This window comes from Pseudonocardia sp. HH130630-07, assembly GCF_001698125.1.
Lineage (GTDB): Bacteria > Actinomycetota > Actinomycetes > Mycobacteriales > Pseudonocardiaceae > Pseudonocardia.
Genome location: NZ_CP013854.1, coordinates 190,585 through 217,580, shown reverse-complemented (window position 1 = coordinate 217,580; position 26,996 = coordinate 190,585). Strand labels below are relative to the sequence as shown.

At 74.9% G+C, this 26,996-nt stretch carries 26 protein-coding genes; 21 read left to right on the top strand and 5 right to left on the bottom strand.

What is annotated here, in order from left to right:
• The first annotated feature begins 28 nt into the window (after positions 1 to 28).
• Both AFB00_RS01000 and AFB00_RS00995 read left to right on the top strand, forming a co-directional pair.
• Positions 29 to 649, top strand: coding sequence for an L-threonylcarbamoyladenylate synthase (locus AFB00_RS01000; protein WP_068795639.1), 621 nt, complete (start codon positions 29 to 31; stop codon positions 647 to 649).
• Positions 650 to 911: 262 nt separating this feature from the next.
• Positions 912 to 3,098: a hypothetical protein gene (locus AFB00_RS00995; RefSeq protein WP_068795638.1), complete on the top strand. Its 2,187-nt coding sequence runs from the start codon at positions 912 to 914 to the stop codon at positions 3,096 to 3,098.
• Between the two features lie 9 nt (positions 3,099 to 3,107).
• On the opposite strand, the gene AFB00_RS00990 is transcribed toward AFB00_RS00995, so the two are convergent.
• Positions 3,108 to 4,097: a pseudouridine synthase gene (locus AFB00_RS00990; protein WP_068795637.1), complete on the bottom strand. Its 990-nt coding sequence runs from the start codon at positions 4,095 to 4,097 to the stop codon at positions 3,108 to 3,110.
• A gap of 38 nt (positions 4,098 to 4,135) precedes the next feature.
• On the opposite strand from AFB00_RS00990, the gene AFB00_RS00985 reads away from it, so the two are divergent.
• The 6 genes from AFB00_RS00985 (at position 4,136) to AFB00_RS00960 (ending at position 10,239) form a co-directional block, all read left to right on the top strand.
• A complete protein-coding gene (locus AFB00_RS00985) occupies positions 4,136 to 4,756 on the top strand; it encodes a LysE family translocator (protein ID WP_068795636.1) in 621 nt (206 codons plus the stop codon).
• Positions 4,757 to 4,759: 3 nt separating this feature from the next.
• The gene (locus AFB00_RS00980) at positions 4,760 to 5,545 is read left to right on the top strand and encodes a hypothetical protein (RefSeq protein WP_068795635.1); all 786 of its coding nucleotides are present in this window, start codon (positions 4,760 to 4,762) and stop codon (positions 5,543 to 5,545) included.
• A gap of 81 nt (positions 5,546 to 5,626) precedes the next feature.
• Complete coding sequence (locus tag AFB00_RS00975; RefSeq protein WP_068795634.1) at positions 5,627 to 7,147, top strand: GntP family permease; 1,521 nt, start codon at positions 5,627 to 5,629, stop codon at positions 7,145 to 7,147.
• Between the two features lie 13 nt (positions 7,148 to 7,160).
• Positions 7,161 to 8,405 (top strand): CaiB/BaiF CoA transferase family protein, encoded by a 1,245-nt coding sequence (locus tag AFB00_RS00970; protein WP_068795633.1) that lies wholly within the window; start codon positions 7,161 to 7,163, stop codon positions 8,403 to 8,405.
• Positions 8,406 to 9,326: a hydroxymethylglutaryl-CoA lyase gene (locus AFB00_RS00965; RefSeq protein WP_068795632.1), complete on the top strand. Its 921-nt coding sequence runs from the start codon at positions 8,406 to 8,408 to the stop codon at positions 9,324 to 9,326.
• 64 nt (positions 9,327 to 9,390) lie between these two features.
• The gene (locus tag AFB00_RS00960; protein WP_068795631.1) at positions 9,391 to 10,239 is read left to right on the top strand and encodes a MerR family transcriptional regulator; all 849 of its coding nucleotides are present in this window, start codon (positions 9,391 to 9,393) and stop codon (positions 10,237 to 10,239) included.
• 16 nt (positions 10,240 to 10,255) lie between these two features.
• On the opposite strand, the gene AFB00_RS00955 is transcribed toward AFB00_RS00960, so the two are convergent.
• Positions 10,256 to 11,347, bottom strand: coding sequence for a Gfo/Idh/MocA family protein (locus tag AFB00_RS00955; protein WP_068795630.1), 1,092 nt, complete (start codon positions 11,345 to 11,347; stop codon positions 10,256 to 10,258).
• Between the two features lie 54 nt (positions 11,348 to 11,401).
• Positions 11,402 to 12,373, bottom strand: coding sequence for an aldo/keto reductase (locus AFB00_RS00950; RefSeq protein ID WP_068795629.1), 972 nt, complete (start codon positions 12,371 to 12,373; stop codon positions 11,402 to 11,404).
• 89 nt (positions 12,374 to 12,462) lie between these two features.
• On the opposite strand from AFB00_RS00950, the gene AFB00_RS00945 reads away from it, so the two are divergent.
• Together AFB00_RS00945 and AFB00_RS35635 are read left to right on the top strand one after the other, a co-directional pair.
• Positions 12,463 to 12,987, top strand: a complete 525-nt coding sequence (locus AFB00_RS00945; RefSeq protein WP_068795628.1) for a MarR family winged helix-turn-helix transcriptional regulator — start codon at positions 12,463 to 12,465, stop codon at positions 12,985 to 12,987.
• A 71-nt stretch (positions 12,988 to 13,058) separates the two neighbouring features.
• The gene (locus AFB00_RS35635) at positions 13,059 to 14,252 is read left to right on the top strand and encodes a glycosyltransferase family 4 protein (RefSeq protein ID WP_083275159.1); all 1,194 of its coding nucleotides are present in this window, start codon (positions 13,059 to 13,061) and stop codon (positions 14,250 to 14,252) included.
• Between the two features lie 18 nt (positions 14,253 to 14,270).
• On the opposite strand, the gene AFB00_RS00935 is transcribed toward AFB00_RS35635, so the two are convergent.
• Positions 14,271 to 16,106, bottom strand: a complete 1,836-nt coding sequence (locus tag AFB00_RS00935) for an AMP-dependent synthetase/ligase (RefSeq protein WP_068795627.1) — start codon at positions 16,104 to 16,106, stop codon at positions 14,271 to 14,273.
• 178 nt (positions 16,107 to 16,284) lie between these two features.
• Here AFB00_RS00935 and AFB00_RS00930 point away from each other — a divergent pair, with 178 nt between their 5' ends.
• The 10 genes from AFB00_RS00930 to AFB00_RS00885 all read left to right on the top strand — a co-directional run bounded on the left by AFB00_RS00930 (position 16,285) and on the right by AFB00_RS00885 (position 25,513).
• The gene (locus AFB00_RS00930; protein WP_068799888.1) at positions 16,285 to 16,689 is read left to right on the top strand and encodes a polyketide cyclase / dehydrase and lipid transport; all 405 of its coding nucleotides are present in this window, start codon (positions 16,285 to 16,287) and stop codon (positions 16,687 to 16,689) included.
• A gap of 3 nt (positions 16,690 to 16,692) precedes the next feature.
• Positions 16,693 to 17,487, top strand: a complete 795-nt coding sequence (locus tag AFB00_RS00925) for a metallophosphoesterase family protein (RefSeq protein ID WP_068795626.1) — start codon at positions 16,693 to 16,695, stop codon at positions 17,485 to 17,487.
• 20 nt (positions 17,488 to 17,507) lie between these two features.
• Positions 17,508 to 17,945 carry an SRPBCC family protein gene (locus AFB00_RS00920; protein WP_068795625.1) on the top strand — a complete coding sequence of 146 codons (438 nt, stop codon included), beginning with the start codon at positions 17,508 to 17,510 and terminating at the stop codon, positions 17,943 to 17,945.
• Positions 17,946 to 18,016: 71 nt separating this feature from the next.
• Positions 18,017 to 19,264 carry an ArsA family ATPase gene (locus tag AFB00_RS00915; protein ID WP_197519710.1) on the top strand — a complete coding sequence of 416 codons (1,248 nt, stop codon included), beginning with the start codon at positions 18,017 to 18,019 and terminating at the stop codon, positions 19,262 to 19,264.
• Positions 19,261 to 19,647 (top strand): hypothetical protein, encoded by a 387-nt coding sequence (locus AFB00_RS00910; protein WP_068795624.1) that lies wholly within the window; start codon positions 19,261 to 19,263, stop codon positions 19,645 to 19,647. The genes AFB00_RS00915 and AFB00_RS00910 overlap by 4 nt, the downstream gene beginning before the upstream one ends.
• Positions 19,644 to 20,621 carry an ROK family glucokinase gene (locus AFB00_RS00905; RefSeq protein ID WP_083275158.1) on the top strand — a complete coding sequence of 326 codons (978 nt, stop codon included), beginning with the start codon at positions 19,644 to 19,646 and terminating at the stop codon, positions 20,619 to 20,621. Before AFB00_RS00910 ends, AFB00_RS00905 begins: the two co-directional genes overlap by 4 nt.
• A gap of 275 nt (positions 20,622 to 20,896) precedes the next feature.
• Positions 20,897 to 21,943 carry an ABC transporter permease gene (locus AFB00_RS00900; protein WP_197519709.1) on the top strand — a complete coding sequence of 349 codons (1,047 nt, stop codon included), beginning with the start codon at positions 20,897 to 20,899 and terminating at the stop codon, positions 21,941 to 21,943.
• Positions 21,940 to 22,830, top strand: a complete 891-nt coding sequence (locus AFB00_RS00895) for a carbohydrate ABC transporter permease (RefSeq protein ID WP_068795623.1) — start codon at positions 21,940 to 21,942, stop codon at positions 22,828 to 22,830. The genes AFB00_RS00900 and AFB00_RS00895 overlap by 4 nt, the downstream gene beginning before the upstream one ends.
• The gene (locus AFB00_RS00890; RefSeq protein WP_156819317.1) at positions 22,827 to 24,458 is read left to right on the top strand and encodes a hypothetical protein; all 1,632 of its coding nucleotides are present in this window, start codon (positions 22,827 to 22,829) and stop codon (positions 24,456 to 24,458) included. Before AFB00_RS00895 ends, AFB00_RS00890 begins: the two co-directional genes overlap by 4 nt.
• Entirely contained in the window at positions 24,455 to 25,513 is a 1,059-nt protein-coding gene (locus AFB00_RS00885) for a glycoside hydrolase family 130 protein (protein ID WP_068795621.1), read from the top strand. The genes AFB00_RS00890 and AFB00_RS00885 overlap by 4 nt, the downstream gene beginning before the upstream one ends.
• A gap of 11 nt (positions 25,514 to 25,524) precedes the next feature.
• Here the strand turns inward: AFB00_RS00885 and AFB00_RS00880 are convergent, their stop codons facing one another.
• Positions 25,525 to 25,989, bottom strand: coding sequence for a hypothetical protein (locus tag AFB00_RS00880; protein ID WP_068795620.1), 465 nt, complete (start codon positions 25,987 to 25,989; stop codon positions 25,525 to 25,527).
• A gap of 128 nt (positions 25,990 to 26,117) precedes the next feature.
• Here AFB00_RS00880 and AFB00_RS00875 point away from each other — a divergent pair, with 128 nt between their 5' ends.
• Entirely contained in the window at positions 26,118 to 26,873 is a 756-nt protein-coding gene (locus AFB00_RS00875) for a lysophospholipid acyltransferase family protein (RefSeq protein ID WP_068795619.1), read from the top strand.
• Positions 26,874 to 26,996: the final 123 nt, after the last annotated feature.

Here is a 26,996-nt window from a genome sequence, read left to right as displayed (position 1 = left end):
ACGAAGATCATCGTGGCAGGCTGCGGGGATGGCGAGGTACTACGACGTGCACCCGGAGAACCCGCAGCCGCGCAGCATCGGCCAGGTCGCCGACCTGGTCCGGGAGGGCGGGCTGATCGCCTACCCGACGGACTCCTGCTTCGCACTCGGCTGCTCGCTGGGGAACCGGGAGGGGCTGGACCGCATCCGCCGGATCCGCAGGCTCGACGACAAGCACCACTTCACCCTCGTCTGTGCCGACTTCGCCCAGCTCGGGCAGTTCGTGCAGATCTCCAACTCCGTGTTCCGCGCGGTCAAGGCGTCCACGCCCGGCAGCTACACCTTCATCCTCCCCGCGACGATGGAGGTGCCGCGGCGGCTCCTGCACCCGAAGAAGAAGACGGTGGGTGTCCGGATCCCGGAGCACGCCACCACCCAGGCGCTGCTGGCGAACCTGGGGGAGCCGTTGCTGTCCTCGACCCTGCTGCTGCCCGACCACGAGGAGCCGATGACGCAGGGTTGGGAGATCAAGGAGGAGCTGGAGAACCAGGTCGACGCCGTGATCGACTCCGGCGACTGCGGCACCGAACCCACCACGGTCGTGGACCTGTCCGGCGCCGAGCCGGAGATCGTCCGGGTGGGCGCCGGTGATCCGGCGCGTTTCGAATGAGTCACGCTCCGTGACGACGGCGGGCGCGGCCGTCGCAGGTGGGCGGCCGCCGGTCGCGCACAGTGGCCCCGGCGGCCCGGCCGGGGCGGGAGTCGCGCCGCCCAGCCGTCCGGCGTCCACCGCCCACCGCAACGGGTGAGGGAGTCGCCCCGGCGCGAGTAGGGTCGGAGACCGAATCCTGCCCGGGCGGCTTCGGTGCCGATCCGGGCAGGTCCTGGCGCCCGGTACCGGGTGTCCTGCCAGCTGTTCGGAGGACGATCGCGTGGGGCGAGAAGACCCGCCGTACGGCCCGTCCGGCCCGGGACCGAACCCGGCTGCCGGTCCGGGCGATGGTGAGGACGGCGACGCCGTCCTGGCCGCCATCGCACACCGGCTCCGCGCGCGCTCCGAACGCCAGCAGCTCCTCACCGAGCGTCTCCGTACCGGCGAGCTGCGCCCGGGCGCGCTGGCCGACCTCGCCGAACTCGCCGGTGCCGCGCGCCGCGGCGTCCGCGACGGCGAGCACATCCTCGTCCTCGCCGGTGCCCCGCGCGGTCCTCGGCTGGCGGCGCCGCCCGCCCCGCTCGGCCAGACCCTGAACACGATCGTCGCGGCCAGCGAGGCCGCATCGCGCACCGTCGTGCCGCCGACGCCCAGCGTCTCGGTCTCCGCCGCGGCCGAGCCGGTGCTCGCCCAGATCCTCGCCGAGCTGCTCGCCCACGCCGCCGGGGCCACCCCGGCCGGTGAGCGGCTCGAACTGCAGACCCGCTGGGGCCCGGACGGCGGGGTGGTCGTCGAGCTGCAGTCCGCGACGCCGCCCCGGCTGCAGAGCCCGATCGACGAGCTGGACCGCGCGCTCGGCAGCGCCACGCCGGCCGGTCCGGTCGCCCCGCAGGAGATCGGCCTGCACGTCGCGGCCCGGCTCGCCAGGGCGATCGGCGCGCGCCTCGGCATCCGGGGCCCGGCCGGCAACACCGGGGTCACCCCGGTCGCGGTGCTGCACCTGCCGTCCTCGGTGGTCGGCGGTGGTCAGCAACCGGCCGCTGCGGACCCGCGCACCCAGGCCGTGCCCGCGCAGGAGGCCGCCGCGGCCGGATCCGACGGGGCCGACGCGGAGTCGCCGTGGCCGCCGCAGCCGGCCGGGGTCCGGGAGATCCCGGTCGCCGATCCCGAGCCCGCCTGGCCGCCGGCCGCGCAGGGCGGGGCCCAGCAGCCGGGCGACGCCCAGCGGCCCGCCGAACCGACCGGCAACGCGCCCGGTGGCGAGGCCGCCGCGGCGTCCTGGCCCGCCAGGAGCGCGGCCGGTCAGGACGGCGGCGGGCCCGGCCAGGACCGCGTGGCCGTACCGAACCGGCCGCAGCCGATGACCGGCCCCGGTCTGCAGCTGCCGACGTCCGGCCGCCGTCAGGACGTCGCGGCCCAGGGGCCGGAGCACCAGGGCTCCGGTCGTCCGGGCACCCCGGGGGCGCCCGGACCCGGCCAGCAGTTCCCCGGCGGCCCGAACCTCCCGGCCGGTCCCGGGGTGCCGGGGCCGGGTCAGCAGGTTCCGGGTCAGCAGGTCGCGAGTCAGCAGTTCCCCGGCCCGAACGGTCCCGGTCAGCACGGCCCGGGTCAGCAGGGCCCCGGGCACCAGGGCCAGTCTCAGCACGGTCCCGGTCAGCCGGGGTCCGCGCCGCCCGGTCGCCCCGGTCCGCACGAGCCGGATGCGGCGGGACAGTCCGGCGCCACCCAGGTCTCGTTCCCGCACGGTGGCCCGCCGCCGTCGGGGCCGGCGCAGCCGGGCACCGGCATACCCGGGCCGCCCCGCCAGGGTCCCGGCGAGCCCGGCCCGGGCCCGGGTGCGGGCCCGCCGACGCCTCCCGGACAATCGTCCGGAACACCTGCTCGCTCCGCGAGCGACGATGTGCCGCCGGCCACGGCGGCACTGCCCCTGTCCGGATCCGCCGACGCGACCCCACCGGTCGAGCTGTTCGGCCCTTTCGACTCGGAGGTACCGGTGCCGGTGGACGACGCCGACGACACCCCGATCTTCGCGTCGGTCGCGTCGGCCTGGTTCCGTGAGCCGGCCGCGCCGACCGCGCCGCCGGCGACCAACGGGGCGGCGACGCCCCGGGACGACTGGCGGACCCCCGGGGACGCCGAGTTCGACGCCGCGCGGATCCGGGCGGACCGGGTCGTCGACCTCCCGACGACCTCGCGTGGCCTGCCGCAGCGTCTGCCCGGGCAGGCCATGGTGCCGCCGCCGTGGCGGGAGACCGCCGGCGGTTCCCAGGCCGGCGCCTCCCGTGAGCGGCAGCCCGACCGGGTCCGCAACCGGCTCGCGAGCTACCAGCGCGGGCTGCGGGACGGCAGGCACCGGGCGGCCGAGGACCACGGTGCCGAGGCCGTCGGTGGTGCCCCCGCGGTCGTCAACGGGCACGGGTCCAACGGGCACCGGCTGAACGGCGAGGGCGGGCGCAACGCGGGGTGAGCCGCCGGCTCAGACCGGGTGGGTGCCCGCCGCCCACCCGTCCGGATCGCTCCATGCCTGCAGGACGCGGTCGCTGGCGAAGCGCCGCCGGACGCCGCTGACCGGGTCGTCGAACTCCAGGGACCGGGCCAGCAGCTGCAACGGCCGGGAGAAGTCGACGTCCGGACGCTGTCGCAGCTCGGGGTAGACGTCGTCGCCCAGGATGGGGACGCCGAGCCCGTTCAGGTGCACCCGTAGCTGGTGGGTCCGCCCGGTACGGGGGAACAGCCGGTAGCGGGCCAGGTCGCCCCGCCGGTCCGCCAGCTCGATCCGGGTCTCGGCGTTCGGCTCGCCCCGCTCGGTCACCGCGCCGAACGTGCCCCGGCGCTTCACGATCCGGGAGAGCTCGGTGCGCGGCAGCGCCAGTCCCGCGTCGTACGGCGCGACGGCCTCGTAGACCTTCTCGACCCGGCCGTCGGCGAACATCGTCTGGTAGGCGCCGCGCAGCTCCGGCCGGCACACCAGCAGCAGCACCCCGGCGGTGGCCCGGTCCAGCCGGTGCGCGGGACTCAGCTCCGGCAGGCCCAGCTCGTGCCGCAACCGCACCAGGACGGTCTGCCGGACGTGGCTCCCGCGCGGGATCGTGGCCAGGAGGTGCGGCTTGTCGGCGACCACGATGTCGGAGTCGGCGTACAGGATCCGGACCGGGAACGGCACCGTGGCCTCGTCGGGTTCCTCGCGGTGCAGCCACAGGGTCGTCGACGGGGCGAACGGCGAGTCCGGGGTGAGCGGCCCGTCGGCGGTGACGATCTCCCCGGCCGCCAGCATCGCGTCGATCCGCGCCGGATCGACGTGCGGCAGCCGGGCGACGAGGTGCGCGCGCATCGTCGTCGCACCGTCGCCGGTGGGCGGGGTGCGCAGGCGGGCCGGGGCGAGCCCGTCCCGTGCGGGGAGCGGGGGAGTCGCGCGGGCCGCGGCCCGGCGGCGGGCCGCGCGACCGCGGGCGGTGCGGGAAGTCACGAGCGATCACGGTACGGCGCGCCCTAGCATGGCCGGTCGTGAGCTGGGCGTCCTACGGTGCATATCTGTTGATCGTGGTCGGGCTGGTGCTGATGCCCGGTCCCGACACCTTCGTGTTGTTGCGGTCCTCGCTCGCCGGGGGCGGGCGGGCCGGTCTGCTGACCGTGACCGGCGTGTTCGTCGGGAACGCGGTGCAGGGGTCGGCGGCGGCGTTCGGGCTCGGCGTGCTGATCGCGCAGTCGCACACCGCCTTCACCGTGATCCGCTGGGCGGGCGTGTGCTATCTCTGCGTCCTGGGCGTGCAGGCGCTGCGGGCCGCGCGCCGTGGTGACTACGCCGACGTCGGGACGGCCGGGCCGCGGGTCGCGCCGCACCGGTCGCTGCTGATCGGGCTCGGGTCGAACCTCACCAACCCGAAGGTCCTGATCATGTACCTGTCGGTGCTGCCGCAGTTCCTGGTGCCCGGCGTGACGACCACCGCCGACGCCCTCCTGCTCGCGCTGACCGTCGCCGTGCTGGGCGGACTCTGGCAGCTCGGGCTGGTCGCGACGGTGCACCGGGCCAGGGCGTGGTTCTCGCGGCGCCGGGTGCGGCGCGCGGCCGACGGCCTCGCCGGCGTCGCGTTGCTCGGCTTCGGCGGGGCGCTGGCGGCGGGCTGAGGAGTGCGGATCCCGGCGCTCGTCCTCGTCCTGCTGGTCGGCGCCGTCGGCGTCGCCTGCACCGGGCCCCGGGACGACGCCGCCGGGCTCTCCGGCACCGTCATGCAGTACCGCTCGGACATCGCGGCCCGGGTCCTGACGGTCCGGCTGCGCGCCGAGCGGCCGACGACGGTGCAGCGGGTGGAGCTGGTCCCGGGCGGGTTCGGGCCGTCGCCGGCGGTCACCCCGGCGGCCGGGCTCGGTGCCGGGACCACGACCGACGTCCGGATCCCGCTCGGCGAGCCGGACTGCGCGGCCGGTCCCGGCCCGTCGACCGCGCGGATCACCGTCGGCGACGAGCCGGTCGTGATCGACCTGGACGACTCCTACGGCGCGATCGCGGCGTTGCACCGCGGCGAGTGCGCCGAGCGCGCCGTGCGCGACCGGTCCGACGTCGTGCTGCACGGTCCGTGGGTCCGGGCCGGGGACCGGTTGACCGGCTCGCTGCGCCTGCACCGCCGCGCGGGCACGGACCCGGTGGCGATCACCGAGCTCGGCGGCACGACGATCTTCGGGATGCGGCCCGGCGCCGGGGCCGTGCTCCCGCTGACGCTCGCGGCCGGGCCGGACGCGGTGCTGCCGGTCGAGATACTGGCGACCCGCTGCGATCCGCACGCGCTGGCGGAGAGCAAGCGTGCGACGGCGTTCGACGTCGTCGCGACGGTCGCGGCGGAGCCGCCCGTCCGGCTCACCGTCTCCCCGGACGACCGCGAGGCACTGCTCGGGTTCGCCACGGACGTCTGTCGCTGACCGACCCGCCTTGCCCGCATGGTGAGTGACGGTTCATGATGTGGGCGCGACATTGCCGTCGGACCGTGCAGGGAGCCCATCGTGTCGGAGACCGTGATCGTGGTGAACACGGTGGTTGCCGTGCTCGGCACCGTCATCCTGATCGTCAGATTCCGGCTGAACCCGGTGATCTCGCTGGTCATCGGGGCCGTCTACCTCGGGCTGACCGCCGGACTCGGCGTCGAGGGCACGGTCGGTGCGGTCACCGGCGGCTTCGGGGACATCCTGGCCGACGTCGGGCTGCTGATCGCGTTCGGTGTACTCACCGGCGCGATGCTGCACCGGGCGGGCGCCATCGAACGGCTGGTCTCGTCGCTGTTGCGGTTGTGCGGCCCGCGCGGGATGCCCTACGCCACCGCCGTCACCGTCGGCACCGTCCTGCAGTCGATCTTCGTGGACGTGCTGCTGGTCATCTCGGCGCCGCTGGCCCGGCGGATCGCGCCGCGGATCGGGGACAAGGGACTGCCGCGGATGGCCACGGCGCTGGCCATCGGCCTGGAGTGCGGGATCGTGTTCATGGTGCCGGGGGTCGGTGCCGTCGCGCTGGCCGGTGTGCTCGGCGTTCCCCTGGGGCAGATGCTGCTCGCCGGGCTGGCGGTGGTCGTGCCGACGGTCGTCATCGCGACCGGGATCATGACGTTCCTGTTCCGGCGCGGCTGGTGGTCCGAGGAGCGCGACGAGCAGGAGCCGACCTGGGCCGGGATGGCCGCTGGTCCGGACACCGCCACCACCCCGGGCCCGGACGGGCCCACACCCGGTGGGGCGGACGGAGCCACGTCCGGCGGTCCGGGCGGAACCCCACCGGCCGGCTCCGGGGACGGAGTCGCGGCCGCCGGGCACGGCGCCGCGTCCGGCGCGGTCGCGGCCGGTGCGGCCGGGTCCGGCGGTTCGCCGGTACCGGGGACCCGATCGCGCCGGGAGCTCCCGCTGGCGATGCTCTTCGCGCCGCTGCTCGGTGGCCTGCTCCTGATCGCCGCGGGCGCGGTGCTGGACGCCGCCGGGGTCTCCCAGCCCGTGCTCGTGTTCCTGGGCGAGCCGGTGATCGCCCTGCTGATCGCGCTGGTCGGGACGACCCTCGTGGTCGGGCTGACGCACGGCAGGGAGACCATCGACGCCGCGGTCGGTGACGGGTTCCGGGAGAGCGGCCAGATCCTGATCCTCACCGGCGTCGGCGGGTCGCTCGCCACCACGATCTCCGAGGCCGGGCTCGGCGAGATCCTCGGCCGGTACTTCTCGGCGAACACCGCCGTACCGCTGCTCATGGTGTGGCTGATCGCCGCTGTGCTGCACGTCGCGATCGGCTCGGTGACCATCTCGGCGATCACCGCGGCCGGGGTGCTGGCGCCGGTCGCGCCGGTGATCGGGCTGGCCCCGGTGCTGATCGCGCTCGCCGCCGGTGCCGGGGCGCTGTTCGCCGTGCACGTCACGTCGAACACGTTCTGGCTGCTGCAGTCCCTGCTCGGCCAGTCCGTGCGCGGGACGTTGAAGACCTGCTCGGTCGGGGTGTCGGTGGCCTCCGTCGTCGCGATCGTGCTGATCCTGCCGCTGTCACTCGTCTTCTAGGAGGGCTTCCGACGTGTCCGACGCTGTGTCCGGACCTGTGTCCGACCTGCCGCTCACCGGCATCCGGGTGCTGGAGCTGGGCAACTACATCGCGGCGCCGACCGCGGGCCGCCTGCTCGCCGACTTCGGCGCCGACGTGATCAAGGTGGAACGCCCCCGCACCGGTGACGAGCTGCGCAACTGGCGGCTCTACGCCGGTGACACCTCGATGCTCTACCGCACCCTGAACCGCAACAAGCGCTCCGTCACGCTGGACCTGCGCTCCGACGCGGGCCGCCGGGCCGTGCTCGATCTGGCTGCCCGGTCCGACGTCGTGCTGGAGAACTTCCGGCCCGGCACCCTGGAGCGGTGGGGGCTGGGCCCGGCCGAGCTGGACGCCGCCAACCCCGACGTCGTGCTCGTGCGGATCTCGGCGTTCGGGCAGACCGGGCCGCTGGCCGGGCGGCCCGGGTTCGCCGCGGTCGCCGAGGCGATGGGCGGGCTGCGCGCGCTGGTCGGCGAGGCCGACCGGCCGCCGTCGCGGACCGGGGTGTCGATCGGGGACTCGATCGCCGGGCTGTACGGGGCGTTCTCCGCCGTCATGGGTCTCTACCAGCGCGAGGCGTCCGGGGCGGCGCGGCCACCGCTGAACCGGCGCTCGATGGACGTCGCCCTCAACGAGGCGGTCTTCTCGATGATGGAGTCGCTGGTCCCCGACCACCTGGCCTACGGCGTCGAGCGGCACCGGGTCGGCGGGCGGATGGAGGGCATCGCGCCGTCGAACGCCTACGTCTGCGGCGACGGCGCGAGCGTGGTCGTCGCCGGGAACGGGGACTCGATCTTCGGTCGGCTCATGGAGGTCATCGGCCGCCCCGAGCTGGGGGCCGAGCCGGACCTGGCGGCCAACGCCGGCCGCTGGCTGCGCCGCGACGAGCTGGACGCGGCGATCGAGGCGTGGACCCGGTCGCTGCCCCGGGACGAGGTGCTGGCCCGGCTGGACGAGGCCGGGGTGCCGGCCGGTCCGATCCACACCGCGCCCGACATCGTCGCCGACGAGCAGTTCCGGGCCCGGGACATGGTCCAGTACTTCGACGTCGACACCGGGGGAGCCGGACCGGCCCGGGTCGGATTCCCCGGCGTCGTCCCGGTGCTCGACGGTGTCTCGGTCCCGGTCCGGCACGTCGGTCCCGACCTGGGCGCCGACACCGACGACGTGCTGGGCGGCCTGCTCGGCTACCCGGCCGACGCGGTGCGGGCCGCGTCCGGAGAGGAGTCCTGAATGGATGTCGTGCTGCGTGACGTGACGCTGCGGGACGGCCTGCAGCTCACCGGCAAGCCGCTGCCGACCACCCGGAAGGTGGAGCTGGTCCGCGCCCTGCTGGCGGCGGGCGTGCCGGAACTGGAGATCGGGTCGCTGGCCCGCGGGGACCTGGTGCCGCCGCTCGCGGACACCCTCGACGTGGTCGCCGCGCTGACCCCCGGGGAGTTGGAGCGGTGCTGGGTCTGGGTGGCGACACCGCGGCACGTGCAGCGCGCCGTGGCGGCCGGGGCGCGCAACGTGCAGTACTGCTTCTCGGTCTCCGACGCGCACAACAACGCCAACATCGGCCGCGACACCGAGGTCTCGCTCGCCGCGATGCCGGAGGCGGTCGGCCACGCCGTCGACGCGGGCGGCCGGATCCAGCTCTGCCTCGCGACCGCGTTCACCTGCCCGTTCGACGGACCGGTCGACCCGGACCGGGTGCTCGGGATCGTCGCCGATCCCCGCACCGCCGGGTCCTGCGACGTCGTCGTCTGCGACACCCTCGGTCAGGCGGTCCCGTCCGAGGTCGGGTCGCTCGTGGCCCGGGTCGCGGACGCGGCGGACGGGCGGCGCGTGGCGTTCCACGGGCACGACACCTGGGGCCAGGGCGTCGCGAACGGGCTGGCCGCCGTCGCGTCGGGCGCGACGCTGCTGGACGGGGCACTCGGCGGGCTGGGCGGCTGCCCGTTCGCGCCGGGGGCCAGCGGGAACACCGCCACCGAGGACCTGCTGTTCGCGCTGCGCCCGTCCTGGCTGACGCCGGAGGTGCTGGCCGGGCTCGTCACCGGGTCCGAGGACCTGCTCGCCGAGCTGGGGGAGCCGAACCGGTCCCGGGCGGCGCAGGGCGTCCGGTCGCGGGCCGCGGCGTTCCCGTGGACGGCGGGCCCGCGGGACTGACACCACGCCGGCCGGCGGATCCGGTCTTGCACCTCCCCGTGGGGGAGGCCGGACACTCGGTCGCATGCTCACGATCGGAGAGTTCGCCCACGCCACCGGGCTCACGGTGAAGGCACTGCGCCACTACGACGAGCGGGAGCTGCTGGTGCCCGCCGTCGTCGACCCGGTGAGCAGGCACCGCCGCTACAGCGGTGGGCAGCTGCACACCGCCGTCCTGGTCAAGGCGCTGCGGGCGGCCGGGATGCCGGTCGAGTCGGTGCGCCGTGCGACCCGGGACGGCGCGGACGTCCCCGCGGCGCTGGAGCACTTCCGCGGCGAGGTCGCCGCCGCACGCGCGGCGCAGGACCGCGCACTCGCGGCCGTCGCCCGGCTGGTCGAGGGCTTCGACGGCGCCGTGGAGATCTTCGAGCGCGACGTCCCGGCGACGCACACGGCCGCGGTCGTGCACCGGCTCCCGGCCGACGGGCAGGAGGCGGCCGCCCTCGCCGAGGAGGATCGGGCGATCGCCGCCCACCACGCGTTGTTCGCCGTGCTGACCCGGGCACACGTCCCACCCACCGGACCGGGCTGGACCCGGTTCGACGCCGTCGACGGCGATCCCGAGCGGATCGAGCTGAGCCTGTGCTGGGCGCTGCCCGGCCCGCCGCCGGAGCTTCCCGCCGACATCGACGGGATCGCGGTGCACACCGGGTCCCGGCCCGCCGTCCGCGAGCTGGTGGTGCGGATGGACTGCGGCGAGGACGCGCAGGCCCCCGACGACCTGCCGCACCCGGCGTTCGTGGCGCTGAGCGCCGAGCTGGCCCGCCGGGAGTCCCGCGGGGGTCCCGCCGGCGTCGACGCGGTCCGGCAGTTCGTGACGGCGGACGCGTCCGGGCGGCTGACCGTCGAGCTGGCGGTGCCGCTGGTGGCCTGACCGCCGGGGCGCGGTCCTACTGCCGCACGCCCGTCCGCGCGGCCAGCTCGACCCGCGCGACGAGCCGGCTGTTGTGGACGGCGTGCCCGAAGCCGGGGGTGTGCCGGGTCCCGTCGGTGATGTCGCGCGCCAGTGCGGCGTAGACCTCGCCGACGTTGATCGACGCCCCCGTCCAGATGTCGGCGGCGGTCGGGCCGGTCCCGGTCGCGACGGGTGCGTCGGGTGCGGTGAACTCCGCGCTCGAGGCCAGCGTCAGGTCCCCGACCTGCACGCCGGCCGGGTGGTCGCCGGTCAGCGTCAGCCAGCCGTCGGAACCGCGGATCTCGAAGCGGAAGCGGGCGTCGGGCACCGGGACCCCGGCCAGCACCTGGATCCCGACCGGAGCGCCGGACGCGGTCCCGGCGACGGCGTCGAGATGGTCGGGCACCTCCCGGACGACGGTCGTTCCGGTGTCGGTCAGCGTCACCTCGGGCCAGAGCAGCGCCGTGCGGGCGTCGACCTCGGTGATGTCGCCGAGGACCGCCTCCACCACGTCCAGGACGTGGCCCACGGCGATCGGCAGGAACCCGGCACCGGACGCGGCCTCGTCGAAGTAGGCGTAGGCGCTCACCGACTCCGGGCCGTTGCCGAACGTCGTCGCGGTGACCCGGGCCGAGAGCACCCGCCCGATCCGGCCGCCGGCGACGAGCTCGGCCGCCCGCCGGACGGCGGGGTTGTGCCTGCCCTGCAGGCCGATCGCGGTGGGCAGCGACCCAGCCGCCGCGGCCATCTCGACGGCCTGGTCCACGGTCGTCCCCAGCGGGGACTCCGAGTACACGGCCTTGCCCGCCGCGAGCGCGGCCAGGACGAGCTCGCGGTGCGCGGGGACCTTCACCGCGACCGTGACGAGGTCGATCCCCGGGTCGCGGACGAGTGCGTACGGGTCGGCGAACCAGCGTGCGGCACCGAAGGTCTCCGCGGCGCGGCGCGCGCTGTCCTCGTGCCGGGTCGCCACGGCGGCCAGGGCGAACCGCGGTTGCGCGGCGAGCGCCGGGACGTGCGACGCCCCGGCCCAGCTCGCCCGGGTGTCCGCGCCGATGATCCCGACGCGGATGGGGGTGGTCGTCATGACGGTCTGCTCCAGTCGTGGGGGGTGGTCGTCGGTGCTGCCGGTCGGCCCGGTTCAGCGCTCGATGTCGGCCATGTCGGCGGCGGCGTGGCGTTCACCGGACGCCGGGGTCAGCCGGTCCAGCCGGGCGAGCTGCGCCGCGGTGAGCCGGACGTCGGCGGCGGCGGTGTTCTCCTCCACCCGCTCGACCCGGGTGGTGCCGGGGATGGGTGCGACGTCGTCGCCCTGCGCGAGGAGCCAGGCCAGCGCGACCTGCGCCGGGGTGGCGCCGGCGTCGGCCGCGACCGCGCGGACCTCGTCGACGATGCGCAGGTTGCGGGTGAGGTTGTCCCCGGTGAACCGGGGGTTGGTGCGGCGCCAGTCGGTGGCGTCCAGACCGTCGAGCGAACGGATGCCGCCGGTCAGGAAGCCGTGCCCGAGCGGGGAGTAGGGGACGAGCCCGATGCCGAGCTCCCGCAGCGTCGGGAGGATGCGCGTCTCGGGTTCGCGGGTCCACAGCGAGTACTCGGTCTGGACGGCGGCCACCGGATGCACGGCGTGTGCCCGGCGGATGGTCCCGGGACCGGCCTCGGAGAGCCCGATGTGGCGCACCGTGCCGGCGGCGACCAGCTCGGCGAGCGCTCCGACTGTCTCCTCGACGGGCGTGCGGGGGTCGACCCGGTGCTGGTAGTAGAGGTCGATGTGGTCGACGCCGAGCCGGCGCAGCGACCCCTCCACCGCGGCCCGGACGCCGGCCGCGGTGCCGTCCGGCCCGGGACGCCCGGTGTGCGCGAGCAGCCCGAACTTCGTGGCGACGACGACCCGGTCCCGGCGGCCCCGGATCGCCCGGCCCACGAGCTCCTCGTTGGTGTGGGGCCCGTACACCTCGGCGGTGTCCAGGTGGGTGACGCCGAGGTCCAGGGCGCGGTGGACGGCGCGGACCGACCCGGCGTCGTCGCGACCGGCGCCGGTGTAGAACGCCGACATCCCCATGGTCCCGAGGCCGATACGGGACACCTCGAGTCCGCCGAGCGAGCTGGTCTCCATGACGGCTCCTTCCGGGTTCAGCTCGAACTTGATGCTTCAATAAGTACAGCGTTGGACTTGAAATGTCAACAAGTGGGTACGCTGCCGGCATGACGGAGGAGACCGCAGCGGATCCGGAACCGCGCTGGCTGAACGGTGAGGAGCGGGCCGCGTGGCTGGCCAACTCCGCGATCATGATCAGCCTCCCGGCCGCGCTGGACGCCCGGATGCAGCGCGAGACGGAGCTGACCTTCTTCGAGTACATGGTGCTGTCGGTGCTGTCCGAGGAGCCGGACCGCACGCTGCGGATGAGCGACCTGGCGGCGCGGACCGCGGCGTCGCTGTCGCGGTTGTCGCACGTCGCGGGCCGGTTGGAGAAGCGCGGCCTGCTCACCAGGGCCCGGGTCCCCGGATCCGGCCGGCGGACTGCGGCGACCCTGACCGCGGCCGGGTACGACGTCGTCGTCGCCGCGGCACCGGGGCACGTCGCCGCGGTGCGGGCGCTGCTCGTGGACGTGCTCGAACCGCACGAGCTGGCGACCCTGCGCCGGATCGGCACCGCGGTCGAGGCGGCCGTCCGGCGCGAGCAGCAGGCGCCGGGCGTCGCCGCGCGGGGCCGGGGCGGACCCGGCTGAGGGACGGTCCGCGGCCGTCACGCACCGGCCCGGCGGCGGACCCCGGCCGATCCCGGATACGCTCCCCGGCCGTGCCGCGCACGCTGCTGGTGACCAACGACTTCCCGCCCCGGCCCGGTGGGATCCAGAGCTACCTGCACGATCTCGCCGCCGGGCTGCCCGCGGGCGATCTCGTCGTCCTCGCTCCGGCCTGGCGGGGCGCCGCCGCGTTCGACGCCGCCCAGGCGTACCCCGTGCACCGGTACCGGTCGGCGACCGGGCTGCCGATGCTGCCCGGCCCGGCGGTGGCCGACGCCGCGACCCGGCTGGTCCGCGCCCACGGGATCGAGGCCGTCTGGTTCGGGGCGGCCGCCCCGCTCGGGCTGCTCGGCCCGCACCTGCGCCGGCGTGCGGGCGTCGAGCGGGTCGTCGCCTCCACGCACGGCCACGAGGTCGGCTGGTCGATGCTCCCCGGCGCCCGTGCGGCGGTCCGCCGGATCGGGGCCGACGCCGACGTCGTCACCACCGTCTCGCGCTGGACCCGGGACCGGATCGCGGCGGCGTTCGGGCCCGGCGCCGCCCTGGAACCACTGCCGCCGCCGGTCGACACCGGCCGGTTCGCCCCGGATCCCGCGGCCCGCGCGGCGCTGCGGGAGCGGTACCGGCTCGGGTCGGCACCGGTCGTCACGTGCGTGTCCCGGCTGGTGCCGCGCAAGGGTCAGGACGTCCTCGTCGCCGCGCTGCCCCGGATCCGGGCCCGGGTGCCCGGCGCCCGGTTGCTGCTCGTCGGCGCCGGCCCGGACCGGGACCGGCTGCGGCGGCTCGCGGTCCGGCACGGGGTCGGCGACGCCGTCGTGCTCACCGGCGGGGTCCCGGCAGCCGAGCTGCCCGCGCACCACGCGGTGGGCGACGTGTTCGCGCTGCCCTGCCGGACCCGGCTCGGCGGGCTGGACGTGGAGGGCCTCGGCATCGCGGCCCTGGAGGCGGCGGCGTGCGGGCTGCCGGTGGTCGTCGGCGACTCGGGCGGGGCGCCGGAGACGGTCGAGGACGGCGGCACCGGGTACGTGGTCCCCGGCCGGGACGTCACCGCCGTCGCCGGACGGGTCGTCGAGCTGCTCGCCGATCCCGCCCTGGCCGCCGCACTGGGCCGGGCCGGTCGCGCCCGGATCACCCGGACCGCGAGCGCCGCCACCTCCGCCGCCCGCCTGCACGCCTTCCTGCACCCCACCCGTCCCGGCGGCACTCATGGAGCTTCGGCCCGGTCGGACCGGGCCGAAGCTCCATGAGTGCGTTCCGGGGCGGGGTCAGGAGGCGGTGCCCGAGTAGAGGGCCTCGATGTCCTCGGAGTGGGACTGCAGGACGACGGCGCGCTTCACCTTCATCGTCGGGGTCAGCTCGCCCGCTGCCTCGGTGAAGTCGGCGGGCAGGATCCGGAACTTGCGGATCTGCTCGGCCCTCGACACCGCCTGGTTGGCCTCCTCGACCGCGGCCGCGACCTCGCCGCGCAGCTCCGGGTCGTCGACCAGGTCCGCGGCCGATCCGGCGTCGCCGGCCGGCTTGCCGTTGCGCTCCCGCCAGCCGGGCAGGGCCTCCGGATCGATCGTGACCAGCGCGGAGATGAACGGCTTCTGGTCACCGAGCACGATGCACTGGCCGACCAGCGGGTGCGCCCGCAGCCGGTCCTCCAGCACGGCCGGGGCGACGTTCTTCCCGCCCGCGGTCACGATGATCTCCTTCTTCCGGCCGGTGATCGTGACGAAGCCGGCGTCGTCGATCTCACCGATGTCGCCGGTGTGGAACCAGCCGTCCTGCTCGAGCGCCTCGCCGGACGCGGCCTCGTTGTGCCAGTAGCCGCGGAAGACGAGATCGCTGCGCAGCAGGATCTCCCCGTCCTCGGCGATCCGCGCCGCGCACCCGGGCATCGGACGGCCGACCGAACCGATCCGCTGGGCGTCGCGGGTGTTGATGGTGATGCCGGCCGAGGTCTCGGTGAGGCCGTAGCCCTCCAGCACGAGCAGGCCCGCGCCGCGGAAGAAGTGGCCGAGGCGGGCACCGAGCGGTGCGGAGCCGGAGACCGCCGCCCGGACCCGTCCGCCGACGGCCGCCCGCAGCTTGCCGTAGACCAGCGCGTCGAACAGTGCGTGCCGGGCCCGCAGCAGCAGCCCGGGACCGCCGGTGTCGAGCGCCTCGGAGTAGGCGATCGCGGTGTCCACGGCCGCGTCGAAGATCCGGCCCTTGCCGCCGTCGTGCGCCTTGAGCCGGGCGCCGTTGAAGACCTTCTCGAACACCCTGGGCACCGCGAGCAGGAACGTCGGCCGGAACTCCGCCAGGTCGGGGAGCAGGGTCTTCACGTCCGGGCTGTGCCCGACCGTGGTGCGGCTCATCAAGGAGCCGCACTGGATCGCCTTGCCGAAGACGTGCGCCAGTGGCAGGAACAGCAGCACCGAGCCGTCCGCGCTGAGCAGGTCCGGCAGCGTCGCCATCACCGTCCGGCACTCGGTGAGCAGGTTGCGGTGGGTGAGCTCGCAGCCCTTCGGACGGCCGGTGGTGCCGGAGGTGTAGATCAGCGTGCAGAGGTCGTCGGCCCGCACGGCGGTGCGCCGGGCGTGCACGGTCTCGTCGGTGGTGCCGGTGCCGAGCCCGCGCAGCTGCTCGACGCCCGACGGTGCGTCCGGGGCCGAGCCGGCGGGGTCGATCTGCCACACGTGGCGCAGGTCGGCCAGGTCGCCGCGGACCTTCTCCACGGACTCCGCGTGCTCGGCCGTCTCGACGACGATCGCGACCGCGCCCGAGTCCGACATGATCCAGGAGATCTGGTCCGGTGCGGACGTCTCGTAGATCGGGACGGTGACCGCGCCCGCGGTGAGGATCGCGTAGTCGAACAGCGTCCACTCGTACCGGGTCCGCGACAGCAGCGCGACCCGGTCGCCGGCCTGCACACCGGCGGCGACGAGGCCGGCGGCGAGCCGCAGCACCTGCTCGGCGAACTCCCGCGCCGGCACGTCGTCCCAGCTGCCCGAGGAGCCCTTGCGCCGGTACAGCACGTGGTCGGGGTACTCGGCCGCGGTCGAGAAGACGGCGTCGGCGAGCGACTCCTCGGCCCCAACGGACACGGTGGCGGGAACGCTGTACTCGCGCACGGGATCGACCTCCTGGCGGCCTCGACAGGGCTTCGGCGACGCACGGCCGGAACCGGGCCCGACCTGCTGGAGCCCGAACCTACCGGGTGGTAGGGGTCGAGTACATCGAATCGGGCATTACGGATGCGGAACGGTACCCGCGCCGGTGACCGGCCGGCGGGATGGCACGCTGGCCACCGTGCACCCCGTGCCCGCCGTGGACGTGATCGACGAGACGTTCCTGGCGGTCGCCCGGGAACGGGTGGCCGCCGAGTTCGCCGACCGGGCGCGCTGGGCGGCGTACTGGCCGGACCTGCGCCCGGAGATCGCCCACGACCGCGGCCCGGCCGGGATCCGGTGGACCGTCACCGGGGCGCTGACCGGGACGATGGAGGTCTGGTGCGAGGAGGTGCTCGACGGCACCGTCCTGCACTTCTTCCTGCGCGCCGAGCCGGGACCCGGCTCCCGTGCCGCCCGGTCGCGCCGGCTCGGCCGGGCCGAGTCCGTCCGCAGGCACCGGGAGTTCAAGGCGCACGCCTTCGCCCTCAAACGACGGCTGGAGGCCGGCCGCCCGGCCGGGGTCCCGCCGCTCGCGGGGGGCTGAGGGGTGCGGCTGCACGTCATCAGCGACGTCCACGGCAACGCCGGTGCCCTCGCCCGCGCCGCGGACGGGGCCGACGGCCTGATCGTGCTCGGGGACCTGCTGGAGTTCATCGACTACCGGGACCCGTCCAACGGCATCGTGGCCCGGCTGCTCGGGGAGCAGGTCTCCGCCGAGTTCGGCCGGCTGCGCCGGATCGGCGCGCCCCGGGCCGAGATGCTCGGCCTCCTGGAGCGGTCCTGGGCCCGGTTCGACGACCCGGCGGCCGCGGTCGAGGAGGCCGTGTCCGAGCAGTACGCCGAGCTGTTCGGCGTACTCGCCGGGCTCGGGGTGCCGGTGTGGGCGATCCCCGGCAACGTCGACCTGCCGCGGGCCTGGCCGGACGTCGACGGCGTCGTCGCCGCCGACGGCCGGGTCCTCACGATCGGCGGGGTGCGGATCGGGTTCCTCGGCGGCGTGCCGCTGCCACCCGGTGTGGACCCGCGGCGGACCGGGCCGTGGCAGCCCCACCTCCTCGCCCACGGGGACTGGTCCGACCGGCTCGCCGCGCTCGGCCCGGCCGACGTGCTGTGCACGCACGTCCCGCCCGCGCACGCCGGCCTGACCTACGACGTCGTCACCCGGCGGGCCGAGCTGGCCAGCGGGCCGCTGGCCGGGCGGATCGCCGCCGAGCAGCCGTCGCACGCGATGTTCGGGCACGTCCACCAGCCGCTGCACCGCCGGGCCCGGATCGGGCGCACCGAGTGCGTCAACGCCGGGCACTTCCGCGTGCTGGCGCGGCCCTACGTGCTGTACCTCTAGGCACCGGATAGCCTCCCGGCATGGCCGACGCGACCACCTCCTCGATCCACATCGACGCCCCGCCGGAGCGGGTGATGGCGGTCGTCGCGGACTTCGCGTCGTACCCGGAGTGGACCGACCAGATCACCGCGGTCGAGATCCTGGACCCGGGCGCCGGGGAGCGGGCCGAGCAGGTCCGCTTCTCGATGGACGCCGGCGCCATCAAGGACACCTACACCCTCGACTACGTCTGGGCCGCCGACGACCGCTCGGTGTCCTGGTCGCTGGCGAAGGGCGGGATCCAGAAGGCGCAGGACGGCGCCTACCGCCTGGACCCGGACGCCGGCGGCACCACCGTCACCTACGAGCTGTCGGTCGAGGTGAACTTCCCGATGATCGGGATGCTGCGCCGCAAGGCCGAGAAGGTGATCATCGACGCGGCGCTCAAGGGACTCAAGCGGCGCGTCGAGAAGGGCTGACGGCCCCGGCCCGCCCGGATCGGCCGGAGCCGGTCGGAGGTCACACCCCGGCGATCGTTACCCTCCGCTCCGTGCGCGTCGTGCTGTTCACCGGCAAGGGCGGGGTCGGCAAGACCACCCTGGCCGCGGCCACGGCCGCGCTGCTCGCCGGGTCCGGCCGGACCGCGCTCGTCGTGTCGACCGATCCCGCGCACTCGCTCGGCGACGCGCTCGGTACCGAGCTGGGCGCCGAGCCCACCCCGGTCGCGGAGAACCTGTGGGGCGCCCACATCGAGGCCCGGCACCTGGTGGAGGGCGCCTGGGGTGAACTGCAGGAGCACCTGCGCACGATGCTCGCCGGAGCCGGCGTCGACGAGCTGGTCGCCGACGAGCTGACCGTGCTGCCCGGAGTGGAGGACCTCCTCGCGCTGGTCGAGGTGCAGCGGTTCGCCGACTCGGGGGAGTACGACGTCGTCGTCGTCGACTGCGGGCCGACCGCGGAGACCCTGCGCCTGCTCACCCTGCCCGAGGCGTTGTCGGGCTACCTGGAGCGGCTGTTCCCGGCGCACCGCAGGGCGGTCCGGGGCCTGGTCGCGAACCTGGCGGGCGCCCGCGGCGACGTCGGCGGCTGGGAACGCACGGTCGCCGCACTCGGTGGGCTCGCCGACCAGCTGGCCGGGCTGCGCGCCCTGCTCGCCGACCGCACCCGCACCTCGATCCGGCTGGTCCTCACCCCGGAGCGGGTGGTCGCGGCGGAGACCCGGCGCACCCTGACCGCGCTGGCGCTGCACGAGCTGCGGGTGGACGCCCTGCTGGCCAACCGGGTGATGCCCGGCCCGCCGCCCTCGCTGCGCGGCCCGGCGGCCCGCTGGCTGCGCGAGCGTGCCGCGGAACAGCGGGCGGTGCTCGGCGAGCTGACCGAGCTCGGCGCCGACGTGCCGGTGACGGCGGTCCGCTACACCTCGGCCGAGCCGACCGGGGTGGAGTCGCTGCGCGAGCTGGCCCGGTCGGTCTACCGCGACGCCGATCCGGCGGGTGCGCCGGACGACGCGCCGCAGCGCCCGCTGATGGAGCTGCGCCGCACCGCGGGCCACGGCGTGTCCGCCGACACCGCGTTCGAGCTCGACGTCGCGCTGCCCGGGGCCCAGGAGGCGCCGCTGGACCTGGCCCGGATCGGCGACGACATGGTGGTCGGGATCGGGTTCTCCCGCCGGGTCGTCTCGCTCCCGTCGGTGCTGCGCCGCTGCGAGGCGACCGGGGCCCGGCTCGAGGGCACCGGTGCCGACGCCCGGCTGGTGATCAGCTTCGTACCCGACCCCGGCACCTGGATGACGTCGTGAGCACCGCGGGCTGCTGCGGGTCGCACGCCGGCGTCCCGGACGACCTGCGGGTGGCGGCCCGCCAGCTGCTGGAACGGCTGCGCGGCGCGCTGCAGGCGCCGGCGGCCGACCCGGGCCGGGCGGACGCGGGCCCGGCCTGCAACTCCTGCCCGGTGTGCGCGGTGCTCGCCGTGCTGCGCGGCGAGCGTGCCGATCTCCTGGCCGGTCTCGCGGAGCACGCCACCGGCCTGCTGACGGTGCTGCTGTCCGCGCTGGAGGACGGTGACCCGCCCGCCGGGCCCGCCACCGGCCGTCCGGCCGCCCCGCACCCCGCGTCCGGCGCGGCCGGGCCCCGCCCGCGCGGCGGCCGGTCGGTCCAGCGGATCGTGGTGCACCGGACGTGAGCCCGCGGACCCCCGAGGGGCTCACGATCGGGGTCGACGTCGGCGGGACCAGCGTCCGGGCCGGTGTGGTCGACGCCGACGGCGAGGTCCGCGACACCGTCAGCGTCCCGACCCCGCGGACCGACGACGCGCTGGAGGCCGCCATCGCCGGTGCGGCCGACGAGCTGCGCACCCGGCACCGGGTCGGCGCGGCCGGTCTCGCGCTGGCCGGGTTCGTCGACGCCCCGCGCGGCCTCGTCCGCTACGCCCCGCACCTGTCCTGGCGCGACGCCCCGGTCGCCGAGCGGATCTCGGCGCGGCTCGGCGGCCTGCCGGTCGTCGTCGAGCACGACGCCAACGCCGCCGCGCTCGCCGAGCGCCGGTTCGGGGCCGCGGCCGGGGCGTCCACCGTCGTCCTGATCGCGCTGGGCACCGGGATCGGCGGTGCCCTGCTGCTCGGCGGCGAGCTGTTCCGCGGCGCCCACGGTGTCGCTCCCGAGTTGGGGCACCTGCGGGTCGTCCCGGACGGCCGGGCCTGCCCGTGCGGCAAGCGCGGCTGCTGGGAGCGCTACTGCAGCGGGACGGCGCTGGCCACGACCGCGCTGGAGATGATCTCCGCAGTGGACGCGCCGGGACCGTCGGTGCTGGTCCGGGAGGCGGCCCGGGATCCCGGATCGATCACCGGGAAGCGGGTCGCGACCGCCGCCCGCGAGGGCGACCCGGTGGGCCGGGCCGCGGTCGCGGACATGGCGCGCTGGCTGGGGGAGGGCCTGTCGCTGGTCGCCGACCTGTTCGACCCGGACGTCGTCGTGATCGCCGGCGGCGTGTCGACCTCGGCCCCGCAGTTCCTCGACGCCGCCCGCGACCACTACGGCCGGATCCTCACCGGCGCCGGGAACCGCCCGCTCGCCCGCATCCGGACGGCCCAGCTGGGCGGCGCCGCGGCCGTGGTGGGTGCCGCGACGCTGGCCAGGGACGTCGCCCGCCGGGGCTGATCACCGGGCCGGGCCGTCCCGCGGCCGGTCTCCGGGCGTTCTCCGTTCCGTTACTTGACGGACATCGCCGCTCACGCTCTACTACGTTGTAAATCTCATACTACGATGTAAATCACATCTGGCGCAGCGACGCGCCGGTGGCCGGACGGACCGCGACGGGTCCGCCGTGCGGGTGCGCGGGACGCGCCACGCCACGGCGCGACCCGGCTCCGGCGCGCCCGCAGCACGACCCGAGCTGGACCCGCAAGGCATTGGTTACTCGACGAGGAGGGCTCGTGCCACCAGACCGCAACGCGACGGCCGACCGGGCCGGGCACCGGCCGCGACCGCCGTCCCGCCGGACCCCGCCACCCGGACCGGCGCGGCCACCGGCCGGCACACACGACCCGGCCGACGTCGGCCCGGTGCGCAGGCCGACCTGGCTCCAGATGATCCGCCGCGACCGGGTGCTGCTCGCGATGGCGGTACCCGGGCTCGCCCTGATCCTGACGTTCTCCTACCTGCCGCTGCTGGCGAACTTCATCGCCTTCCAGGAGTACCTGCCGTTCGTCCCGCTGGGGCAGAGCGCCTGGGTGGGGTGGGAGAACTTCGGCGTCGTCTTCGGCGGGGACCCGGCGTTCCTGCAGGCACTGCGCAACACCCTGGTGATCACGCTGGTGCAGGTCGTGTTCGCCTTCCCGGCGCCGATCCTGCTGGCACTGCTGCTCAACAGCCTGCTCTCGGACCGGCTCAAGCAGATCGTGCAGTCGATCCTCTACCTGCCGCACTTCCTGTCCTGGGTGATCGTGGTCGCCGTCTTCCAGCACATGCTCGGTGGCACCGGGATGCTCAACAACGCGCTGCGCGCCGCCGGCGGCACCCCGATCGACATCATGGGCAACCCGGACACCTTCGTCGCGCTGATCACCAGCCAGGTGATCTGGAAGGACACCGGCTGGGCCACCATCCTGTTCCTCGCGGTGCTCTCCCAGATCGACACCGCGCAGTACGAGGCCGCCGCGGTGGACGGCGCGTCGCGGCTGCGGCAGCTCTGGCACATCACGCTGCCGGGGCTGCGCGGGATCATCATCCTGCTGCTGATCCTGCGGCTCGGCGACTCGCTGACGGTCGGCTTCGAGCAGATCATCCTGCAGCAGGCCGGCGTCGGCATCGCCGCGAGCGAGGTGCTCGACACCTACGTCTACAACACCGGGATCCTCGGCGGGCAGTGGGGGATCGCCGCGGCCGTCGGGCTGTTCAAGGGAGTGATCGCGGTGATCCTCGTGGTCGGCGCCAACAAGATCGCACACGTCTTCGGTGAGGCGGGGGTGTACCGCAGATGACCACCGCGCGAGCGCCGCACCAGGCGCCCCCCTCGACGGCGGTCCGCGCGCTCAAGGGCGTGGTGCTGCTCGTGATCTGCGCGGTCGTGGTGGTGCCGTTCGTCGGCATCGTCTCGACCAGCCTGGCCACCCCCGAGCAGGTCACCGAGGCCGGCGGGTTCGTGCTGTGGCCCGAGGGTCTCGACCTGACCGCCTACCGCTCGATCCTCGCCGGTGGCGTGGTGACCAGGGCGCTGGTCGTCAGCATCGGGATCACCGTCATCGGCACGGTGCTCAGCCTGGTGGCCTCGGCGATGCTGGCCTACGCGCTGAGCAGGCCGGGGACCTTCGGCCGGCGGGCGATCCTCATGACCGTCCTGCTGACGATGTTCTTCGCGCCCGGCCTGATCCCGAACTACCTGGTGGTCAAGGAGCTCGGGCTGCTCGACTCGTACTGGGCGCTGATCCTGCCGACGGCGGTGAGCGCGTTCAACGTCGTCGTGCTGCGGGCGTTCTTCATGCAGATCCCGCAGGAGCTGATCGACAGCGCCCGGATCGACGGGGCGGGGGACTTCGCGGTGTTCGCCCGCGTCGTGCTGCCGCTGTCGCGGGCGGTGCTGGCGGTGGTCGGGCTGTTCTACGCCGTCGCCTACTGGAACGCGTTCTTCAACGCGCTGCTCTACCTCAACGACACCGCCAAGTGGCCGCTGCAGCTGGTGCTGCGCACCTACGTCGTCGACAACGCCCAGCTGGGCGGGTCCGATCTCGGGGCGGTCGACCAGCTACCGCCGCAGACGTCGATCCAGATGGCGATCCTAGTGGTGGCGATCGTCCCGATCCTGGTGGTCTACCCGTTCCTGCAGCGCCACTTCGCGAAGGGCGTGCTGACCGGGGCGGTGAAGGGATGACCCGCATGAACCGGCGCACCCTGCTGGGCGGCACGCTCGCCGTCCTCGCCGCACCCGGACTCGTCGGCTGCTCGACGGTCACCCGCTCGACCGACGTCGCCGCGATCAACGCACCGGTCGCGCTGCCGACCTACCGGCGCTTCGCCGGGCCGGCGCCGGACCTGCCGACCGTCGACCCGCGGATGCCGGACGCGTACCGGACGTTCCCCGCCGAGCGTCCGGTCGTGCTGGGCGGGCGCACCCCCGGCGACGGCACGCCGTTCACCGGGAGCACCCGCACCGTGTCCCCGATCCCGCCCACCCAGGACCGCAACGCCTACTGGCAGGAGCTGAACGCCCGGCTGGGGAGCCGGGTCGACGTCACGATCACCCCGGACGCGGACTACGCGAGCAAGTTCGCGACCTCGGTGGCGGGTGACGTGCTGGGCGACGTGTTCAACGTCGACGTCGACTTCCCGTACCTGCCGCAGTTCCTGGAGGCGCGGGCCCATGACCTCACCGAGTTCCTGTCCGGGGACGCGATCCTGGACTACCCGTTCCTGGCCAACATCCCGACCGAGTCCTGGCGGTCCTGCGTGTACTCCGGCGGGATCTACGCGGTGCCCGTCCCGCGCGGGGTGCTGAACACCGAGCAGCTGTTCTGCCGGGCCGACCTGTTCGCCGAGCGCGGGGTCGGTACGGACTTCGGCTCGGTGGACGACCTGATCGGGATGGCCCGCGAGCTGACCGACGTCCCGGCCAACCGCTGGGCCTTCTGCCAGGTCCCGGACATCGTGCTGTCCCGGATGCTCGGGCTGCCCAACACCTGGGCGCTGGACGGGCCGCGGTTCGTCTACTACCGGGAGCTGGACGGCTTCAAGGACGTGCTCGACATCGGCGCCCGGCTCATCCGCGAGGGGCTGGTGCACCCGGACAGCGTGAGCGTCTCCCGGGCCGACCTGAAGCTGTGGTTCAACGAGGGCTCCGGGCTGATGGCCCAGGACACCTTCCCCGGCCTCAACGCCTACTACCAGCAGAACGTCGCCGGGGACTCCTACGAGATCGCCCTGCCGGTGGTCCCTGGCCCGGACGGCGGTCCCGGCCCGCTGTGGGTCGGCCCGTCGAACCACTCGATCACCGCGCTGGACAAGGCCTCGCCCGAGCGGATCCGGACCATGCTGAGCCTGCTGAACTGGCTGGCCACACCGTTCGGGTCCGAGGAGTACCTGTTCCGCCGCTACGGGACCGAGGGCAGGCACTTCGCGTTCGAGGGCGGCCAGCCGGTGCAGAACGACCTCGGCGCCAGCGAGACGGCGCTGAGCGCGTTCCCGACGCAGTACCTCGTCGACTGCCCGATGCCGATCTACTACGCCGGGCACCCGGAGGCGACCGACATGGTCTACGACAACCTCGTGGCCTCGATGCCGGCCGCGGTCACGAACGCCACGAGCGGCCTGTACTCGCCGACGAAGTCCATCAAGGGCAAGTCGCTGTACAAGGCGCTCGACGACACCCGCAACCAGATCTTCCTCGGCCGGCTGCCGGTCTCGGCCTGGGACGAGGCGATCGCCGACTGGCGCCGCGGCGGTGGCGACCAGATGCGCGCGGAGTACGAACAGGCGCTCGCCGCACGGGGGCAGGAGGCATGAGCCCCGCCGTCGTGCGGCGCCACCCCGGCAACCCGGTGCTGACCGCGTCGGACGTCCCGTACCCGGCCGACTGCGTGTTCAACGCCGGTGTCGCGAAGATCGGCACCGGCTCCGGCGCGGAGTACGTCATGGTCTTCCGCGACGACCACGGTTACCGGGGCGGCGCCGACTTCGCGGGCAGCTGCCTGGGGCTCGCCCGCAGTCCCGACGGGGTGGACTGGACCGTCGACCCCCGGCCGGTGCTCACCGTGGAGCAGGCCCGCGAGTGGTGGCACGACCTGGCCGACCCGCGGTTCGGCCGGAGCGAGATCCGCCGGGTCTACGACCCGCGGATCACGGTGATCGACGACCGGATCCACCTGACCGCCGCCGTCGACACCGCGCACGGGATCCTCGGCGCCGTCCTCACCACCGACGATCTCGCCCGGTTCGAGCTGCACGGCACGACGGTGCCCGACAACCGGAACACGGTGCTGTTCCCGGAGCGGATCGACGGCGCCTACCACCGGCTGGAGCGCCCGTTCGCGAGCTACGGGCGGGCGGACCCGGAGAGCTTCGACATCTGGGCGTCGCGCTCCCCGGACCTGGTGCACTGGGGCGGCGCACGGTTGGTGCTGGGCAGCGAGGAGGTGCCCTACGGCGGCGCGAAGATCGGCCCGGCCGCCCCGCCGATCCGCACCCCGCAGGGCTGGCTGGCCGCGGTGCACGTGGTCGGCCGCTCGGACCGGCCGCTGTCCGCCTGGGGCGACCAGCACTGGACCAAGCGCTACCACGCCGGTCTGGTGCTGCTGGACCTCGACGACCCCGCCCGCGTCGTGGGGCTGGCACCGGAGCCGCTGCTCAGCCCGCGCGAGCACTACGAGACGACCGGTTTCCGCGGGGACGTGATCTTCCCGTGCGGCATGGTCGCCGAGCCGGACGGCGAGGTGAAGATCTACTACGGGGCGGCCGACACCTGCGTCGCACTGGCCGTGGCCGGCCTCGACGACCTGCTCGCCACGATCGTGCCGATCGGCGACCCGCGGTGGCGGGCGGGCGCCGCGGCCCGGCCGTGACCGGCGGACGGTCAGATCCGGGAGCCGTCGTCGTCGGGGTCGGGGGCGTCGTCGCCGTGGTCCGGGGTCCACAGCCGCAGGACCAGCCAGGTCAGCCCGGCGGCGACGAGCACCAGCCCGAGCGGGAGCGGCCAGGTGCCGCCGACGCCGAGCACGCTCGGCGCCACGCACAGCAGCACGCCGAACACGATGAGCCCGCCACCGACGACGGCGGGCGGCCCGGGCCGCGGCAGCGGCGGCGGGTCCGGCGGGTGGTAGTGCCCCTCGTCGGAGTCGATCTCCGCGGCCGGGCCGGGCCGGTGTCCCGGCCGCTCGCCCGGCTGGACGGCCGGTGCGGCGGGATCGGCGTGCGCGGTGGGCCCGGTGGATTCCCCGGGGTCCGGCCAGTCCGGCACCGAGCCCTCGTCGCGCCAGCCCGCGACGATGGACTCGAACTCGTCGTCCGGCCGATCGTCGCGGTCGCGTGCAGCGTCCATGCCCGTCCCTCCCGGCGCGTGCCGGTGCCATCCTGTCACGCCGCCGGTCGGTGACCACGGCCCCGTTGTGAGGAGCGCGGGGCGCTCCGTAGGCTGACGCCGCGAAGTCGGTAGGGAGGCAGCGCAGGGTGCTGTACTGGTGGTCCAAGTTCGTGCTGCTCGGTCCGTTGATGCGTCTGTTCTGCCGGCCCGAGGTCCGGGGCGCCGAGCACGTCCCCGAGGGGGCCGGCGCGATCCTCGCCAGCAACCACCTCGCCGTCGCCGACTCGTTCTTCCTACCGTTGATGCTGCCGCGCCGGGTCACGTTCCTGGCCAAGCGGGAGTACTTCACCGAGCCGGGACTGCGCGGCTGGCTCAAGAAGGTGTTCTTCACCGGCGTCGGCCAGGTGCCGGTGGACCGCTCCGGCGGCTCCGCGGCCCGGGCGGCCATGGACACCGCGGTGCGGCTGCTCGGGGAGGGCAAGCTGCTGGGCATCTACCCGGAGGGCACCCGCTCGCCCGACGGCAAGCTCTACAAGGGCAAGACCGGGGTGGCCCGGATGGCCCTGGAGGCCGGCGTGCCGGTGATCCCGGTCGCGATGGTCGGGACCGACCGGGTCAACCCGATCGGCTCGAAGATGTGGCGGCCGCGCAAGGTGCGGATCGTCATCGGGGAGCCGCTGGACTTCTCCCGCTACGAGGGCATGGCCGGGGACCGGTTCATCGAGCGGTCGATGACCGACGAGATCATGTACTCGCTGATGGAGCTGTCCGGGCAGACCTACGTCGACCGGTACGCGGCCTCGGTCAAGGAACGGGCCGCGGCGGGCGCGCCGCCGCCGGCGACGTCGCGCGGGGCGACCGGCCGGCCGGACGCGAACGTCCCCGACTCCCGGGCCAGCTGAGCCCGGTCCCCGGTGACGGCCGATCGGGAGGCCCGGCGGCCACATCCGGCCGGACGCCTGCCGGTCCGTGATCACGACGGCGCCCGGGCGCCCGTACGCGGGGTGGGTACCGTGGTCCGCCGG